The organism is Microbacterium sp. SORGH_AS_0505, from assembly GCF_030818715.1.
Classification (GTDB): domain Bacteria; phylum Actinomycetota; class Actinomycetes; order Actinomycetales; family Microbacteriaceae; genus Microbacterium.
The window spans coordinates 2,915,995-2,933,040 of the sequence record NZ_JAUTAT010000001.1; the positions used below are offsets into that span (position 1 = coordinate 2,915,995).

The 17,046-nt window shown below is 68.7% G+C and carries 17 protein-coding genes; 11 read left to right on the forward strand and 6 right to left on the reverse strand.

Translation table 11 applies throughout. From position 1 onward, the window contains the following. The first annotated feature begins 15 nt into the window (after nt 1-15). From QE428_RS14500 to QE428_RS14520, 5 genes are all read left to right on the forward strand, one after another. Entirely contained in the window at nt 16-1,362 is a 1,347-nt protein-coding gene (locus QE428_RS14500; RefSeq protein ID WP_307470518.1) for an ABC transporter substrate-binding protein, read from the forward strand. A 63-nt stretch (nt 1,363-1,425) separates the two neighbouring features. Continuing rightward, a complete protein-coding gene (locus tag QE428_RS14505) occupies nt 1,426-2,382 on the forward strand; it encodes a carbohydrate ABC transporter permease (protein ID WP_240741345.1) in 957 nt (318 codons plus the stop codon). Beyond that, entirely contained in the window at nt 2,379-3,302 is a 924-nt protein-coding gene (locus QE428_RS14510) for a carbohydrate ABC transporter permease (RefSeq protein WP_133399931.1), read from the forward strand. The genes QE428_RS14505 and QE428_RS14510 overlap by 4 nt, the downstream gene beginning before the upstream one ends. 155 nt (nt 3,303-3,457) lie before the next feature. Continuing rightward, nucleotides 3,458-3,790: a YciI family protein gene (locus tag QE428_RS14515; protein WP_091354933.1), complete on the forward strand. Its 333-nt coding sequence runs from the start codon at nt 3,458-3,460 to the stop codon at nt 3,788-3,790. Nucleotides 3,791-3,794: 4 nt separating this feature from the next. Then, nucleotides 3,795-5,084 carry an RNA polymerase sigma factor gene (locus QE428_RS14520; protein WP_307470522.1) on the forward strand — a complete coding sequence of 430 codons (1,290 nt, stop codon included), beginning with the start codon at nt 3,795-3,797 and terminating at the stop codon, nt 5,082-5,084. A gap of 196 nt (nt 5,085-5,280) precedes the next feature. Here the strand turns inward: QE428_RS14520 and nrdF are convergent, their stop codons facing one another. From nrdF to nrdH, 4 genes are read right to left on the reverse strand one after another with little or no spacing between them, the layout of a single operon-like run. Beyond that, nucleotides 5,281-6,258, reverse strand: a complete 978-nt coding sequence (nrdF, locus tag QE428_RS14525; protein ID WP_091354938.1) for a class 1b ribonucleoside-diphosphate reductase subunit beta — start codon at nt 6,256-6,258, stop codon at nt 5,281-5,283. 27 nt (nt 6,259-6,285) lie between these two features. Further along, nucleotides 6,286-8,418 carry a class 1b ribonucleoside-diphosphate reductase subunit alpha gene (gene nrdE / locus QE428_RS14530; RefSeq protein ID WP_307470525.1) on the reverse strand — a complete coding sequence of 711 codons (2,133 nt, stop codon included), beginning with the start codon at nt 8,416-8,418 and terminating at the stop codon, nt 6,286-6,288. 5 nt (nt 8,419-8,423) lie between these two features. Continuing rightward, on the reverse strand, nt 8,424-8,861 hold the full coding sequence (gene nrdI, locus QE428_RS14535; RefSeq protein WP_091354941.1) for a class Ib ribonucleoside-diphosphate reductase assembly flavoprotein NrdI: 438 nt from the start codon (nt 8,859-8,861) through the stop codon (nt 8,424-8,426). A gap of 3 nt (nt 8,862-8,864) precedes the next feature. Then, nucleotides 8,865-9,098, reverse strand: a complete 234-nt coding sequence (gene nrdH / locus QE428_RS14540; protein ID WP_018188439.1) for a glutaredoxin-like protein NrdH — start codon at nt 9,096-9,098, stop codon at nt 8,865-8,867. 456 nt (nt 9,099-9,554) lie between these two features. On the opposite strand from nrdH, the gene QE428_RS14545 reads away from it, so the two are divergent. Then, nucleotides 9,555-10,760: an MFS transporter gene (locus tag QE428_RS14545; RefSeq protein ID WP_307470529.1), complete on the forward strand. Its 1,206-nt coding sequence runs from the start codon at nt 9,555-9,557 to the stop codon at nt 10,758-10,760. A gap of 9 nt (nt 10,761-10,769) precedes the next feature. On the opposite strand, the gene QE428_RS14550 is transcribed toward QE428_RS14545, so the two are convergent. Continuing rightward, the gene (locus QE428_RS14550; RefSeq protein ID WP_018188441.1) at nt 10,770-11,174 is read right to left on the reverse strand and encodes a hypothetical protein; all 405 of its coding nucleotides are present in this window, start codon (nt 11,172-11,174) and stop codon (nt 10,770-10,772) included. Nucleotides 11,175-11,226: 52 nt separating this feature from the next. Here QE428_RS14550 and QE428_RS14555 point away from each other — a divergent pair, with 52 nt between their 5' ends. The 5 genes from QE428_RS14555 to QE428_RS14575 are packed head-to-tail and all read left to right on the forward strand — an operon-like array spanning nt 11,227 to nt 15,827. Further along, on the forward strand, nt 11,227-12,000 hold the full coding sequence (locus tag QE428_RS14555) for an alpha/beta fold hydrolase (protein WP_307470531.1): 774 nt from the start codon (nt 11,227-11,229) through the stop codon (nt 11,998-12,000). Continuing rightward, entirely contained in the window at nt 11,997-13,154 is a 1,158-nt protein-coding gene (locus tag QE428_RS14560; RefSeq protein WP_307470533.1) for an acyl-CoA dehydrogenase family protein, read from the forward strand. The genes QE428_RS14555 and QE428_RS14560 overlap by 4 nt, the downstream gene beginning before the upstream one ends. A 41-nt stretch (nt 13,155-13,195) precedes the next feature. Then, nucleotides 13,196-14,467: a DUF445 domain-containing protein gene (locus QE428_RS14565; RefSeq protein WP_307470535.1), complete on the forward strand. Its 1,272-nt coding sequence runs from the start codon at nt 13,196-13,198 to the stop codon at nt 14,465-14,467. 2 nt (nt 14,468-14,469) lie between these two features. After that, a complete protein-coding gene (locus QE428_RS14570) occupies nt 14,470-15,348 on the forward strand; it encodes an arginase family protein (RefSeq protein WP_307470537.1) in 879 nt (292 codons plus the stop codon). Further along, nucleotides 15,345-15,827 (forward strand): histidine phosphatase family protein, encoded by a 483-nt coding sequence (locus tag QE428_RS14575; RefSeq protein ID WP_091354962.1) that lies wholly within the window; start codon nt 15,345-15,347, stop codon nt 15,825-15,827. Before QE428_RS14570 ends, QE428_RS14575 begins: the two co-directional genes overlap by 4 nt. Here the strand turns inward: QE428_RS14575 and hutI are convergent. Then, on the reverse strand, nt 15,814-17,046 hold the full coding sequence (gene hutI, locus QE428_RS14580) for an imidazolonepropionase (protein WP_307470540.1): 1,233 nt from the start codon (nt 17,044-17,046) through the stop codon (nt 15,814-15,816). The two genes, QE428_RS14575 and hutI, sit on opposite strands and share 14 nt — an antisense overlap.

Here is a 17,046-nt window from a genome sequence, read left to right on the forward strand (position 1 = left end):
ACGAAGGAAGATCACATGAGAACGGCACGCAAGACAGCAGCGGCGCTGGCAGTCGGCGCCATGTCCATCGGCGGGCTCGCGGCCTGCGCCCCGGCATCCTCCGACGGCCCCTCGCAGGAGACGGTCACGCAGGATCAGATCGACGAGGCGATGGACACCCCCACCAAGCTCACGTTCTGGACGTGGGTGCCCGACATCGAGAAGGAGGTCGCACTCTTCGAGAAGAAGTACCCGAAGATCGACGTCACGGTCGAGAACGTCGGCCAGGGCCTCCCCCACTATCAGAAGCTCCGGAGCGCCATCGAAGCCGGCCAGGGGGCGCCCGATGTCGCGCAGATCGAATACCAGTACATCCCGTCATTCGTCCTGGCCGACTCCCTGCTCGACCTCGCGCCGTACGGCGCGGACGACCTGTCGGGCGACTACGTCGAATGGGCGTGGAATCAGGTCTCACCGGGGAACGAGGTCTGGGCGATCCCGCAGGACGTCGGCCCCATGGGCAACCTCTACCGCGAGGACATCCTGAAGAAGGCCGGCATCACCGAGGCCCCCACGACGTGGGAGGAGTACGCGACGGCCGCGGAGGCGGTGAAGTCCAAGACGGGCTCGTACATCTCGAACCTCGGCGCGACCCAGGCCGGCCAGCTCATCGGGTTCTTCTGGCAGCGCGGCATCAAGCCGTTCGGCTACGACGGCAAGGAGACCGTGTCGATCGACGTCAACAGCACCGAGGCCAAGGAGGTCGCCGCCTACTGGACCGATCTCATCCAGCGCGACCTCGTCTCGACCGACGTCGATTTCAACGACCAGTGGTACCAAGGCCTCGCCAGCGGCAAATACGCCGGATGGCTGACCGCCGCGTGGGGGCCCGTTTTCCTGCAGGGCACCGCCGAGGGCACGTCCGGTCTCTGGCGCGCTGCACCGCTCCCGCAGTGGGATGCCGGGTCGCAGGTCTCGGGCAACTGGGGCGGGTCCTCGGACGCCGTCCTCGCATCGTCGGAGAACAAGATCGCGGCAGCCGAGCTCGCGAAGTTCATCAACCACGACGAGGAGTCCGCCATGATGCTGGCGACGGAGCAGTTCTTCTTCCCGCCGCAGAACTCGGTGCTCGAAGACCCCGCGTTCCTCGACGCGACGTCGGAGTTCTACGGCGGCCAGCAGGTGAACAAGCTGTTCGCCGACATCTCCCAGACGGTCGACACCGACTTCCAGTGGCTCCCCTTCATGGAGTACGTCTACTCCAGCTACGAAGAGACCCTCGGCACGGTCATCGCCGACAAGGGCGACATCGCGGCGGCGCTGGACACCTGGCAGGACCAGCTCGTCTCCTACGCGAAGGACCAGGGCTTCACCGTCAAGTGAGTGCGATCGGGGCGTCCCATCGGGGCGCCCCGATCCCCTCCGCATCCGATCCCAGGAGGATCCGTGACCACCACCTCGACGCTCAGCGCTGAGCGTTCCCCCGCCGCGTCTCGCGGTCGCACCGGCTCGAACCGCCGCCGGCAGAACGTCGCCGCCTACCTCTTCATCCTGCCGTTCTTCATCGTGTTCATCGCGATGCTGATCGTGCCGCTCGCCTACTCCGGCTACCTCTCGCTCTTCCAGAGCAAGCTCATCGGCGGCGACGTGTTCGCCGGCTTCGCCAACTACGTCCGCGCCCTGCAGGACTCCGCATTCCTCGCGAGCATCGGACGCATGGGGCTGTTTCTCGTCATCCAGGTGCCGATAATGCTCGGGCTCGCGCTGTTCCTCGCGCTGGCCCTCGACAGCGGCCGGGTGCGCGGTTCGCGCAGCGTCCGCCTGCTGGTATTCATGCCGTACGCGGTGCCCGCGGTCGTCGCGACCCTCATGTGGGGTTACCTGTACGGGCCCGACTTCGGCCCCATCGCGCAGATCGCCCGCGGCATCGGCTGGGGCACTCCGGAGTTCCTCTCGCCCGGCAGCATCCTCGGTTCGATGATGAACATCGTCACGTGGGAGTTCGTCGGCTACAACATGATCATCATGTACGCGGCGCTGCGCGCCATTCCCGCCGACCTGTTCGAGGCGGCGGAGATCGACGGAGCGGGACAGTTCCGTGTCGCGTGGAGCATCAAGATCCCGGCCATCCGCCCCGCCATCCTGCTGACGGTCATCTTCTCGATCATCGGGACCTTCCAGCTGTTCGCCGAGCCGAGCCTGCTCAACAACATCGCGCCGGACGCGATCACCAACTCCTACACGCCGAACTACTACGCGTACAACCTCGCGTTCATCAACCAGGAGCTGAACTACGCCGCGGCGATCGCGTTCCTGCTCGGACTGTTCATCGCGATCGTCTCGTACGTCGTCCAGCTCGCCAGCCAGCGCAGCGAGCGTCGCGAACGGAAGGCCGTCCGATGACCGATCTGGAGACCCGCGCCGTCGTGACCGGCACGCCTGCACACCGAGTCGGCGCCCGTCGCGCCTACGACCGCGGGCGTCAGCGGAACGTGCCGTTGACCGTGCTGCTGTGGCTATGCGCCGCGTACTTCGTCCTCCCGCTGTGGTGGCTGATCGTGTCGGCGACGAAGGACAATTCCGACCTGTTCGCGACCTTCGGACTCTGGTTCAGCGGCGACTTCCACCTGTGGGACAACCTCGCGACCCTCTTCACCGTGCGCGGCGGGATCTTCTGGCGCTGGCTCGTCAACACGGTGCTGTACGCCGTCGTGTCGGCGGCCGGGGCGACCCTCCTCTCGGCGATGGCCGGCTACGCGTTCGCGAAGTACGACTTCCCGGGCAAGAAGGCACTGTTCAGCGCGACCCTCGGCGCCATCATGATCCCGCTCACCGCCCTCGCACTGCCGACCTACCTGCTTTTCTCGAACGCGGGTCTGACGGACACGCCGTGGGCGATCATCGTCCCGTCGCTCGTGAGCCCCTTCGGCGTGTACCTGATGCGCGTCTACGCGGCCGACTCCATTCCGACGGAGCTCATGGAAGCGGCGCGGGTCGACGGGTCGGGCGAGTTCCGCATCTTCTGGCAGGTCGGGCTGCGTCTGCTCGGCCCCGGCCTCGTCACGGTGTTCCTGTTCTCGCTCGTGGCGACGTGGAACAACTACTTCCTGCCCCTCATCATGCTGAACACGTCGGAGCTGTACCCCGTCACGGTGGGACTTGCGCAGCTCCAGTCCGCGGCGTCCGCCGGCGGCGGCGCGCAGGCGCTGTTCTCCACGGTGATCACGGGCTCGTTCGTCTCGATCCTGCCGCTGATCATCGCGTTCCTCTTCCTCCAGCGGTACTGGCAGAGCGGGCTGGCGACCGGGAGCGTCAAGGGCTGATCGACGCCCGGCGTGACGTCGACGGATGCCCCGCTGTCCTCTGGGCGGCGGGGCATCCGTCGTGTAATCAGGAACGACCGGATCTTCCACACGGTGTCCTCGTCCGGGCCCCACCTGCGTCGTCCCTGAGACACCGACCTTCGAAGGAGAGAACCATGGAGTATCTGCTGTTCATCGTCAGCGATCCCGCCGCCCCGACTTACGTGCCGGAGGAGGACGACATCGAGGACTGGGCTGCCGATCTGGACCGGCGCGGCGCGGCGCGCGTCGGCAATCGTCTACGCCCACCGTCCGATGCGACGACCGTCACCGTCCGCGACGGTCGCACCATCCTCACCGACGGCCCCTTCACCGAGACGAAGGAATGGATCGCGGGTTTCGATCTGATCGACGTCGCCGACCTCGATGAGGCCATCGAGATCGCGTCGCGGCATCCGATGGCCCGTTTCGGACGCGTCGAGGTGCGCCCCGTGTGGCCGTTGGGATGACCCCGTGACCGGCGATCCGGCGACCGTCGCAGTGAGCACGGCGCTTGCCGAGACGGTCGCCGCCGAGCGCCTGCGGATCGTTGCCGGCCTGATCGGTCGTACCGGCGACTGGGAGCTCGCGGAGGACGCGATGCAGGATGCCGCAGCCAGCGCCCTCACCGCCTGGGTGCGCACCGGCATCCCCCGCAACCCGGCGGCATGGCTCACGACGGCCGCGCAGAATGCCGCCATCGACGGTCTCCGCCGGGCGTCGACGCGGCAGGCCACCGCACGACGAGCCGCCGTCGAAGCCGCGGTGGACCTCGATCAGGCACGCACCGCCGCGTGGCGAGACCCCGAGGAGCACACCGAGGTCGGCGATGATCGGCTCCGTCTGATCTTCACCTGCTGCCATCCGGCGCTCTCGATGGAAGCGCGAGTGGCTCTCACGCTCCGCACTGTCGTCGGATTCGATGTGGAGGAGGTGGCCCGGGCCTTCCTCGTCGCCCCCGCCACCATGCAGAAGCGGCTCGTCCGCGCGCGGGCGAAGATCCGGGACGCGGGCATCCCGTACCGGGTCCCGGCGCGAGAACAGTGGCCCGCACGCACCGATGCCGTGCTCGCCGTGCTCTACACGCTGTTCACGGAGGGGTACTCCGGCGGCGGAGACCTCGTGCGGCCTGCTCTGGCGGATGAGGCGATCCGCCTCGTCCGGCTCCTCGATCTCCTCATGGTGGACTCCCCGCACCTTCCCGAGGTGCGAGGGCTGCTCGCCCTCATGTTCTTCCAGCACTCGCGCACCGCGGCCAGACTCGACGTCGAGGGCGACCTGGTTCTCCTCGCCGACCAGGACCGCGCGCGATGGGATGCGCGGATGATCGCCGACGGTGTCGCGGCGCTCGCGGCGGCTCGGTCTGCACGGCGCCTCGTCGACGGCGTCGACGGGCCCTACCTGCTGCAGGCGGAGATCGCGGCGCTGCATGCGACCGCGCCGTCGCTCGGCCACACGGACGTGGTGCGCATCGCCGAGCTCTACGGTCGACTCTCGCGGGTGGCGCCGTCACCGATCGTGGAACTCAACCGCGCCGTCGCCGTGAGCTTCGCCGAGGGGCCGCATGCGGGCCTCGCACTTCTCGCCGCGTTGCCGGAAGGGACGCTCGACGGGTACCACCTGCTCCACGCGACCGTCGCGGACCTCCTGCGTCGGGCGGGTCGGAGCGACGAGGCGCTCGCACACTACGAGCGCGCGGCCGACCTGGCCCCCACGGAGGCCGAGCGCCGGTTCCTGCGGCGGCGGGCCGCAGAGTCCGCCTGAGGCGAGGCACTCGCCCTCGCTGAACGTGCGCCGATGCAATGGATCCGACGCGACACGCCGTTCCCAGCGCCCGCGCGGCGGCGCGTCACGCCCGATCTATTGCATCCGTCACCGCCCGCAGTCGCGAGGACGAGGAAGGCCCCCGGCATCCGCTCTCTCGAGCAGTGCCGGGGGCCCTCTTCAGAGGCTCCGCGCCTCAGAAGTCCCAGTCGTCGTCCTCGGTGGCGACGGCCTTGCCGATGACGTACGACGAACCCGACCCGCTGAAGAAGTCGTGGTTCTCGTCCGCGTTGGGCGAGAGCGCCGACAGGATCGCCGGGTTCACGTTCGTGACGCTAGCGGGGAACATGGCCTCGTACCCGAGGTTCATGAGCGCCTTGTTGGCGTTGTAGTGCAGGAACTTCTTGACGTCCTCGGTCTGACCGATGCCGTCGTAGAGGTCCTGCGTGTACTGCACCTCGTTGTCGTAGAGCTCGTAGAGCAGCGAGAACGTGTAGTCCTTGAGCTCGTCGCGCTCGGCCTGACCGAGCGTCTCGAGTCCGCGCTGGAACTTGTAGCCGATGTAGTAACCGTGCACGGCCTCGTCGCGGATGATGAGGCGGATGATGTCGGCCGTGTTCGTCAGCTTGGCCTTCGACGACCAGTACAGCGGCAGGTAGAAGCCCGAGTAGAAGAGGAACGACTCGAGCAGGGTCGAGGCGACCTTGCGCTTGAGGGGCTCGTCGCCACGGTAGTAGTCCATGACGATGCGGGCCTTCTTCTGAAGGTTCTCGTTCTCGACCGACCAGCGGAACGCGTCGTCGATCTCCGGCGTCGAGGCGAGCGTCGAGAAGATCGACGAGTAGCTCTTCGCGTGCACCGACTCCATGAACGCGATGTTCGTGTAGACGGCCTCCTCGTGCGGGGTGATCGCATCGGGGATGAGCGAGACGGCGCCGACGGTGCCCTGGATGGTGTCCAGAAGCGTCAGGCCGGTGAACACGCGCATCGTCGTCTGCTGCTCCTCGGGGGTGAGCGTCGCCCACGACTGGATGTCGTTGGACAGCGGCACCTTCTCGGGAAGCCAGAAGTTGTTGACGAGGCGGTTCCACACCTCGAGGTCCTTGTCGTCCTGGATGCGGTTCCAGTTGATCGCCTGGACCGAGCCGAGGAGCTTGAGGGGTTCGGGGGTCATGTCTTTTCTCTCTCGAATCTCAGCCGGTCAGAGCATGCAGGAGACGCACTCGGTCATGTCGGTGCCCTCGAGCGCCATCTGACGGAGACGGATGTAGTAGATCGTCTTGATGCCCTTGCGCCAGGCGTAGATCTGCGCCTTGTTGATGTCGCGCGTGGTGGCGGTGTCCTTGAAGAACAGCGTCAGCGACAGGCCCTGATCGACGTGCTGCGTGGCGGCGGCGTACGTGTCGATGACCTTCTCGTAGCCGATCTCGTACGCGTCCTCGTAGTACTCGAGGTTGTCGTTCGTCATGAACGGCGCCGGGTAGTAGACGCGGCCGATCTTGCCTTCCTTGCGGATCTCGATCTTCGACGCGATCGGGTGGATCGAGCTCGTCGAGTTGTTGATGTACGAGATCGAGCCGGTCGGCGGGACGGCCTGCAGGTTCTGGTTGTAGATGCCGTGCTTCTGGATGGATGCCTTCAGCTCCAGCCAGTCCTCCTGCGTCGGGATGTGGATGCCCTCGAAGAGCTCCTCGACGCGGGCCGTCGCCGGCGTCCACTCCTGCTCGGTGTACTTGTCGAAGAACTCGCCGGTGGCGTACTTCGAGTCCCAGAAGCCGTCGAAGACCTGGCCGCGCTCGATGGCGATCCGGTTCGAGGCCTGCAGCGCGTGGAACAGCACCGTGTAGAAGTAGATGTTCGTGAAGTCGACACCCTCCTCCGAGCCGTAATGGACGTGCTCGCGGGCGAGGTAGCCGTGCAGGTTCATCTGGCCGAGGCCGATGGCGTGCGACTTGTCGTTGCCGTCCTCGATGGAGCGGACCGAGCGGATGTGGCTCTGGTCGCTGACCGCGCTGAGCGCACGGATGCTGGTCTCGACCGTGCCGGCGAGGTTGCGGCCGTCCATCGCCAGGGCGATGTTCATCGAGCCCAGGTTGCAGGAGATGTCCTTGCCGATCTGGTCGTACGAGAGGTCCTCGTTGAACGTCGTCGGCGTGTTGACCTGGAGGATCTCCGAGCACAGGTTGGACATGTTGATCCGGCCCTTGATCGGATTGGCCTTGTTCACCGTGTCCTCGAACATGATGTACGGGTAGCCCGACTCGAACTGGATCTCGGCGAGAGTCTGGAAGAACTCGCGCGCCTTGATCTTCGTCTTCTTGATGCGCGCGTCGTCGACCATCTCGCGGTACTTCTCGGTGACGGAGATGTCACCGAAGGGCACGCCGTAGACCTTCTCGACGTCGTACGGCGAGAAGAGGTACATGTCCTCGTCGTTCTTGGCGAGCTCGAACGTGATGTCCGGGACGACGACACCCAGCGACAGCGTCTTGATGCGGATCTTCTCGTCCGCGTTCTCGCGCTTGGTGTCGAGGAACTTCATGATGTCGGGGTGGTGGGCCGAGAGGTACACGGCACCGGCGCCCTGACGCGCGCCGAGCTGGTTCGCGTAGCTGAAGCTGTCTTCGAGGAGCTTCATGACGGGGATGATGCCCGACGACTGGTTCTCGATCTGCTTGATCGGGGCGCCCGCCTCGCGGATGTTCGAGAGGAGGAGGGCGACGCCGCCGCCGCGCTTGGAGAGCTGGAGGGCGGAGTTGATGCCGCGGGCGATCGACTCCATGTTGTCCTCGATGCGCAGGAGGAAGCACGAGACGAGCTCGCCGCGCTGCGCCTTGCCTGCGTTGAGGAAGGTGGGGGTGGCGGGCTGGAAGCGGCCCGAGAGGATCTCGTCGACGAGCTTGTTCGCGAGGTCCTGATCACCGGCGGCGAGGGCCAGGGCGGTCATGACGACGCGGTCCTCGAAGCGCTCGAGGTAGCGCTTGCCGTCGAAGGTCTTCAGCGTGTAGCTCGTGTAGTACTTGAACGCGCCGAGGAACGTGTCGAAGCGGAACTTCGCCGCGTACGCACGGTCGTGGATCTGCTGGACGAACTCGAACGGGTACGCCTCGATGACGGCACCCTCGTAGTACTCCTTCTCGACGAGGTAGTCGAGCTTCTCCTTGAGGGAGTGGAAGAACACGGTGTTCTGGTTGACGTGCTGCAGGAAGTACTCCCGCGCGGCCCGCTTGTCGGCGTCGAACTGGATCTTCCCGTCCTCGCCGTACAGGTTCAGCATCGCGTTGAGGGCGTGGTAATCCATCCCCTCGAAACGAACCTCCGTCTTGAAGGCCATGTCGGTCACTGCAGCTTCCACCAGTCTTCCAATCCGCCGCTCACGCGGTCGACGTCCTCAGGCGTGCCGAATACTTCGAGCCGGTACAAGTGCGGCACACGACACTTGCGGCTGATGATGTCTCCGGCCAGGCAGAACGCCTCGCCGAAATTGCTGTTACCTGCGGAGATGACTCCGCGCAGCAGGCTCCGATTGCCCTCGTCGTTGAGGAAGCGGATGACCTGCTTGGGGACCGCGCCCTTCTCTTCTCCCCTGCCCTGGCCTCCCCCGTAGGTGGGGGTGACCAGGACGTACGGCTCTTCGATGCGGAGAGCGGGTTCGGAGGAGTGAAGCGGGATGCGGCGAGCCGGCATCCCGAGCTTCTCGATGAATCGCGCCGTGTTACCCGACACGCTCGAGAAGTAGACGAGCAGCGGCACGTTCGTCATGACGGCCGCGCTCATCGGTCAGACCAGGCGAGACGCGAGCTCGTCGATCTTGTCGGGACGGAAGCCCGACCAGTGGTCCTCGTCGGTGACGACGACCGGAGCCTGGAGGTACCCGAGCGACTTGACGTGCTCGAGGGCCGCCGGGTCCTCGGAGAGGTCGAGGACCTCGTAGTCGATGCCCTTGGAGTCCAGCGCGCGGTACGTCGCGTTGCACTGCACGCAGGACGGCTTCGTGTACACGGTGATCGCCATCTGTCGACCCTCTCTCTGCCTCTGGCCCCCGCCGGTGCGGGGTCCTTCTCGTTCGTGAAATCTGACTGCAGGATGCGGGCCGGATCCGCCCGTCGACCTGGTTCCCGGGGGTGTGAGGCCGCCGGGAGCTCAATACTACATATGGGTACGGACACCCGGAAGCACCACAAGGGGTAGTAGTTACATCCGTGTAGTTTTTCCGCATCTCTCCACAGATACAACACAGGTTGTCCACCGATTCATCCCCAATCCGCGAAGTTCGGAACGGGCTCGAAAAGGCCGGGATTCCGGCCGAAACCGCGAGGCCCTCGGCTGGTTGTCCACAGGTCGGACGATACGAGGAACCTCCGACATCGGATCGAGAGCGAATCCGGCGCCCCGGCGTGTCGTCGGCGTGTCGCCCCGAGGCCTCACCCCCACATCTGGGATGTCGGTCGGCGACGGTAGATTGGAGGGGTGGCGGGATACTCGGAGCTCCTGCGCGCACCGGGTGTCGCGCGCATCATCGCGGCACAGCTGACGGCACGCTTCCCGAGTGGGATGACCAGCCTGGCGGTACTCCTCCACGTCGAGCAGTCGACCGGGTCCTACGGCTACGCAGGCATCGTCCTCGCCGCCGTCTCGATCGGCCAGGCCATCTCCGGTCCCGTCACCAGCCGGTGGATGGGCGTCTGGGGCATGCGCCGCGTCCTCACCCTGACCGCCGCTGTCTGCGCGGCCGCGGTCCTCGCCCTCGCAGTGAATCCGTTCGGGATGCCGGGGTTCATCGTCTTCGGCTTCGTCGCCGGCATCGCCAATCCCCCGGTGCAGCCCGCCGTGCGGACGATCTATCCCAAGATCGTGACGTCGCGCCAACTGACGCCGCTCTTCTCGCTCGACGCGAGCCTGCAGGAGATCATCTGGATCTTCGCGCCCGTTCTCATCACGCTGGTCGCGACGCAGGTGGGCACGGTTCCGGCGCTGTTCCTGATCGTCGTCATCCTCATCGGAGGGTGCACCTGGTTCATCGCCTCGCCCGAGGTGGGGCGTGTCCGCATCCCCCGCAGCCGTCGTGGATTCGGACGGGTCCTCGGCAAGCCGGTCGTGCTGCTGTCCACCGTGACCGGCTTCCTGCTGATCGGCGCGTGCGCGGCCGTCGAGGCCGGCGTCGTCGCGTCGTTCGGCCACGAGGGGCTCGAGGCGGGGATCGTCCTGGCCGTCTTCGCGGTCGGCAGCCTCGCCGGCGGTCTCGGCTTCGGCCACATCCCGATCGGCCGGTGGGCGATGGCCCGTCGCCTGACGATCGTCGCCGTCGGCGTCTCACTCGTCATGATCAGCCTCAACGCCTGGTGGATGGGCGCCTCGCTCTTCATCGCCGGCCTCGGCATCGCTCCGGCCCTCGCGGTCATGTTCGCGATCACGAGCGCCAGCGTGCGCTTCAGTGAGACGGCAGAGGCCTACGGGTGGATCGGCACCGGCCAGCTCATCGGCGCCGCCGCCGGTTCTGCGGTCGCCGGCTTCCTCATCGACGGCGTCGGCTCGGTCGGTGCGTTCATCGCGGCATCCGGATTCGCCGTCGCCGGCGCGCTCGTCGCCGCCGTCTTCGTCCGCGGGTTCCCCGACCTGCGCGGCCGCGACGCGAGCCCCATCCCCGACACGGAGCCCGTCCCGCTCATCACTTGAGCGAGCGCATCACGCCGCGCGACGGAGCAGGAACAGGACGGCTTGCGCGTACGCGTCGGCGGGTTGCGGGTGCCGGAAGAGGTGCGGGGCGGCATCCACTTCGATCTCGACCTCGTGGATGTCGGGAAGACGACGGAGCGAACGGAACGTGCCGCGGAGCATCTCGCGCAGCTGCGCCTCGGAGGGCAGCCACAGCGCGTCCTCGAGGGCGACCGAATCGAGCGCCCACTCGGTCGTCCCGTTGAAGGCGAGCAGATCGCCGGTGGGGTAGCTGCGAGCCTCGACGGTCATGTCGCTGACGGTGTAGACGTCGGCCTCGAACTCGGGTTCGTCGAGCTGGAACCGGTCGCCGGAACGGGGACGCCAGATCAGGCCGCTCGCGCGCAGCTCGCGTGCCAGGTCGGTGGAGATCATCCCCCCATCCTGGCCCTGCGCTGACCGGTGGGGCCCGTCCTAGGCTGAGAGCATGCCGTCACCCGTCACTCTCCCCCGGCTGAGCTGGGGCAATCCGCGCAGCGACCGCCGGGCACTCCTCGTCCACGGCGTCGGTTCGACCGGAGCGCTCATGTGGCGCTACGCCGTCGCCCTCGCCGACGCCGGCTGGCGTGTCGACGCGGTCGACCTGCGCGGCCACGGCACCGCCCCACGCGGCCTTGATTACACGATCGCCGCGTACGCGACCGACCTCGTCCAGACGCAGCCCGGCGACGGCGCGACGTGGGACCTCGTCCTCGGCCACTCGCTCGGCGGCGCGGCCGCGACCGTGGCCGTCGCATCCTCCCCCACCTGGACACGTCACCTCGTCCTCGTCGATCCCGCGATCCACCTCGCGGACGCCGATCGCGACGCCGTCCGCGCGAGCCAGGAGCAGGCGTTCGCCGACACCTCGGTCGACGCCGTCCGGGCCGCGCACCCCGAGTGGCTCGAGCTCGACATCGAGTTGAAGGCGGTCGCCGCGCAGCAGGCGAGCCGCTTCGCCGTCGAGCAGACGGGACTGCAGAACACGCCGTGGGACGTGCGGGAGGCGGCATCCCGTCTCACCGTCCCCACCCACGTCATCGCGGGCGACCCGGCCGTCTACTCGATCTTCACGGGCGACCTCGCCGCCGAGGTGCTGCAGAATCCCCGGGTGTCGATGTCCGTCGTACCGGGCACGGGGCATTCGCCGCACCGCGACGCTCCGGATGCCGCGGCCCAGGCGCTCCTCGACGCGATCCGGACGTGGGGGTTGCCGTCATGACGTTCGATCCCGCCGCGCACCTGCCGGATGACCTGCTCGCGCGGATCCGCTCCCGTGCTGCCGCCGTCGACGCTGAGAACCGCTTCCCGGACGAGGACCTCGCCGAGCTCCGCGACGCCGGCTACCTCGCGATCCTCGTGCCGACCGAGCTCGGCGGGGCGGGGCTCGGGCTCCGCGAGGCATCCGTCCTGCAGCAGCGGCTCGCCGGCGCCGCTCCCGCGACGGCCCTCGCGATCAACATGCACCTCGTCTGGACCGGCGTCGCGAAGGTGATGTCGGACCGCGGCGACGACGCGCTCCGCTTCGTGCAGGAGGGCGCCGTCCGCGGCGAGGTTTTCGCGTTCGGGATCAGCGAAGCGGGCAACGACCTCGTGTTGTTCGGCAGTGACACGGATGCCGCGCCCCGCCCCGACGGCTCGTACGCCTTCACGGGCACCAAGATCTTCACGTCGCTCGCGCCGGTGTGGACGCACTTGGGGCTCCACGGCCTCGACACGTCCGACCCCGACGACCCGCGACTCGTGTTCGCGTTCGTCCCCCGGAGCGACGCCGTCGTCACCCGCGACGACTGGGACACCCTCGGCATGCGCGGAACGCAGTCCCGGACGACCGAGCTGCACGGCGCCGTCGCCCCGGCGGACCGGATCGTCCGCCGGCTGCCGGTCGGGCCGAGCCCCGACCCGCTCGTCTTCGGGATCTTCAGCGCCTTCGAGGTCCTGCTGGCCTCCGTATACACAGGTATCGCCCGCCGCGCGCTCGACCTGGCCGTGGAGACCGCCCGCTCGCGCACCTCGAAGAAGACGGGCCGCACCTACAGTCAGGATCCCGACATCCGCTGGCGGGTGGCCGACATGGCGCTCGCCTACGATGCCCTCCCGGTGCAGGTCGAGACCCTCGCGGCCGACGTCGACGGTCTCGCGGACCACGGCGCGATGTGGTTCCCGAAGCTCTCCGCGATCAAGCACCGCGCCGCGACGACGGCGAAGCAGGTCGTCGACGAGGCGATGCTCGTCGCGGGCGGGTCGTCTTTCTTCACCCGCAACGAGCTGAGCAGGCTCTACCGCGACGTGCTCGCCGGTGTGTTCCACCCCTCCGACCCGGAGTCGGTGCACAGTGCGCTCGCGAACGCGTGGCTGGGGCCGGTCGAACCGTGAGTCGCCCGGGTCGCTGAGGGCCACCGTGGCAGGATGGCCGAATGGCCCGCATCCCGTACGACTCGCTGAGCACCGCTGACCAGCAGCGGTACCGCGGGCTCCGCACCATGAAGGCGGTCGCCCTCGGCGCCCTGCTGTTCATGGCGATCGTCTTCGTCGTCGCGTTCATCCTCGAGAAGGACCTCTCGGGCTGGGGCTACGTGCGCGCGGCGGCCGAGGGCGGCATGGTCGGCGCCCTCGCGGACTGGTTCGCGGTGACGGCGCTGTTCCGGCACCCCCTCGGCATCCCGATCCCCCACACCGCGATCATCCCGCGCCGCAAGGACGAGATCGGACGCACGCTCGGCGAATTCGTCGAGACCAACTTCCTCGAGGCCGGCGTCGTCCGCCAGAAGCTCGAGTCCACCAACATCGCCCGCACCGCCGGCACGTGGCTGCAGGATCCGGCTCACGCGAAGACGGTCGCGGCCGAGGCCTCGACGATGGCCTCCGGCATCCTCACCGCCCTCAGCGACGACGAGGTGCAGGACCTCATCAGCGACCTCGCGCACGAACACCTGCTCTCGCCCTCGTGGGGTCCCTCGCTCGGCACCTGGCTGTCGCGGGTGGTGGACGCCGACGCCCACCGCGGCGCGGTCGACCTGGGCGTCGACAGCATCGCCCGCTGGCTCGACGCGAACCGCGAGGCGTTCGACGGACTCGTCTCACGACGCCTGCCGTCGTGGGTGCCGTCGGTCGCCATGCGCCTCGTCGACGACACCGTCTATCACGAGGCCACGAAGTTCGTCGCGGCCGTGCAGCGCGACCCGGAGCACCCGGCCCGGAAGGCGCTCGACCAGTATCTCGAGCGCCTCGCCGACAACCTGCAGCACGACCCCGAGACCATCGGCCGCCTCGAGGGCGCGAAGAGCGCGGTCTTCGACAGCCCGCGCGTGCGCGCGCTCGCCGCCGACGCCTGGAACACCGCGAAGGCGGGCCTCCTGCGCTCGCTCGCCGACGAGGAGAGCCCGCTCCGCCGCCGCGTCACCGCCGCCCTCGGCGACCTGGGCGACCGGCTCGCGACCGACACCGCGCTGCAGGAGCGCGTCGACAAGCGCATCGCGGACGCCGCCGTCTTCCTCGTCGACCGCTACCGCCACGACATCGCGTCGATCATCACCGACACGGTGGAGCGGTGGGACGCCGATGAGACGAGCCAGAAGATCGAGCTGCAGGTCGGCCGCGACCTGCAGTACATCCGCCTGAACGGCACGATCGTCGGCGCCCTCGCGGGACTCGCGATCTTCACCGTCGCCCACCTGCTGCTGCCCTGACCATGGCGCTCTCCGTTGATCCGCTCTGGCCGCGCGCCGGCGACTGGCCCGCACCGAAGGGACGAGTGGATGCCGCGATCCTCGGCCTGCCGGCCTTCCGCACCTCACTGTCCCCCACCGGCGCGCACGCGACACCGGCCGCCGTCCGCGACGCGCTCCGCCGATTCAGCCCGACGCTGATCGGGCCTCCCCCGGTCGACCTGAACGAGGCTCTCCGGATCGCGGATGCCGGCGACGTCGACGATCCGGATGGCCCCGACGGCGAAGCCCGGGTGCGCGAGCGCGTCCGCGCACTGCGTGCCGACGCGGGCCTCGTGATCGCGCTCGGCGGCGACAACTCGGTGACGTATGCGACCGCGCAGGGTGCCGGCGTGTCGGGGCTCATCACGCTCGACGCGCACTTCGACCTGCGCGACGGCGTCTCCAACGGCTCCCCTGTCCGCCGCCTCGTCGAGGACGGTCTCGACCCCCGACGAATTGTGCAGATCGGCATCGCGGACTTCGCCAACTCCGTCGCGTACGCGCAGCGCGCCGCGGACCTCGGCATCACCGTCATCACGCTCGACGAGGTCCGCCGCCGCGGCGCCGAGGACGTCATGATCCAGGCTCTGGCCGTCGCCGGAGCCGCGGGCGACGTGCATCTCGACATCGACGTGGACGTGTGCGACCGCTCCGTCGCACCGGGGTGCCCGGCATCCGTCCCCGGCGGCCTCGAGGCGTGGGAGCTCCGCGCCCTCGTTCGCGCGGCGACCGGGGACCGTCGCATCGTGAGCGCCGACATCGTCGAGGTCGACGCGACAGCGGATGCCGCAGACGGCCGCACCGTCAGACTCGCCGCGCTCTGCGTCCTCGAACTCCTCGCCGGAAGGGCACTCGCATGATCACCCTCATCCTCGTCCGTCACGCAAAGAGCGACTGGGGCACCGGCCAGGACGACCACGAACGCCCGCTGAACGACCGCGGCAGGCGGGACGCGCCCGTGATGGCGCGACGCCTCGCCGCGACCGGCGTACGCCCCGCGCGCATCCTGTCGTCGACGGCCGTGCGGGCCCGGACGACGGCGCAGGCCTTCGCCGGCGCGCTCGGACTCGAGGTCGAGACCGATGAGGGCTTGTACGGTGCTCCCGGGTCGCGTCTGCTCGCGACGGCCGCGGCGAGCGGCGTGACCGATGTCCTCGTCGTCGCCCACGATCCAGGGATGACGGTGCTCGCCGAGCAGCTGTCGGACGGCGGCATCGGCGAGATGCCGACGTGCGCGGTGGCCACGTTCACCTGGGACACCGACGACTGGGACGTCGCGACGTCCGTGCCGCCGGCTCGGTGGAGCGTCGACACCCCGCGGGACGTCAGCGCGGACTGAGCTCCTCGCCGCCGCGGTAGACGCGGCGCACGAGCGGCACGCCCGGCCGATAGGCGAGGTGGCGTCTGCTCGGGGCATCGAGCACCATCAGGTCGGCACGCGCCCCCGCGCCGAGGTGGCCGACGTCGGTGCGGCGCAGCGCCCTCGCTCCCCCGGCGGTCGCCGCCCACACGGCCTCGCCGACCGTCATCCCCATCTCTCGCACGGCGAGCGCGATCATGAGCGGCATCGAGCTCGTGAAGCTCGAGCCCGGGTTGCAGTCGCTCGCGAGCGCCACGGTCACACCGGCGTCGATGAGTCGGCGCGCGTCGGGGTACGGCTGCCGCGTCGAGAACTCGACACCCGGCAGGAGGGTCGCGACGGTATCGGATCCCGCGAGCGCCGCGATGTCGGCATCCGTCAGGTGGGTGCAGTGGTCGACGGATGCCGCACCCAGCCGCACCGCCAGCTGCACGCCCGGACCCGTGCCCAACTGATTGCCGTGCACCCGGACGCCGAGCCCGGCATCCGCTCCCGCGCGGAGGATGCGCTCGCTCTCGGCCTCGGTGAAGGCGCCGCGCTCGCAGAACACGTCGACCCAGCGCACGTACGGCCTGGCGGCGGCGAGCATGCCGTCGCACACGAGGTCGACATACGCCGCACGGTCCGCCCCCTCGGGCACAACGTGCGCGCCGAGGTAGGTCACCTCGTCGGTGACCTCGGCCGCGAGTCGCGCGAGCCGCGCCTCGCCGTCGACGGTGAGGTCGTAGCCCGTCTTGACCTCGAACGTCGTCGTCCCCTGCGCGTGCAGTTCGGCGACGAGCGCGGCGAGTCGAGCGCGCAGCTCGTCGTCCGTCGCCGCACGTGTCGCCGCGACGGTGCGACGGATGCCGCCCGCGGCATACGGCACGCCGGTCATCCGCGCCTCGAACTCGTCGGCCCGGTCGCCGGCGAACACGAGGTGCGTGTGACTGTCGACGAAGCCCGGGATCACGGCATGGCCGCCGAGGTCGACGCGCGCGACCTCGGCCTCCGACCGCGAGACTGCAGCGGCAGGCCGAGACGTCGGCAGCAGACCGCTGTCTCGGCGCGCGATTGCAGTCTCGGCGTCAGTGGCCGCACCCGACCACGCGACCCGGCCCCCGTCGACGAGGAGGGCGGCGTCGGCGATCGTCGCGGTGGGGGCCGCGGCATCCGCGTTCGTCGTCAGTTCGGCGATGCCGGTGAACAGCGTCGCCAC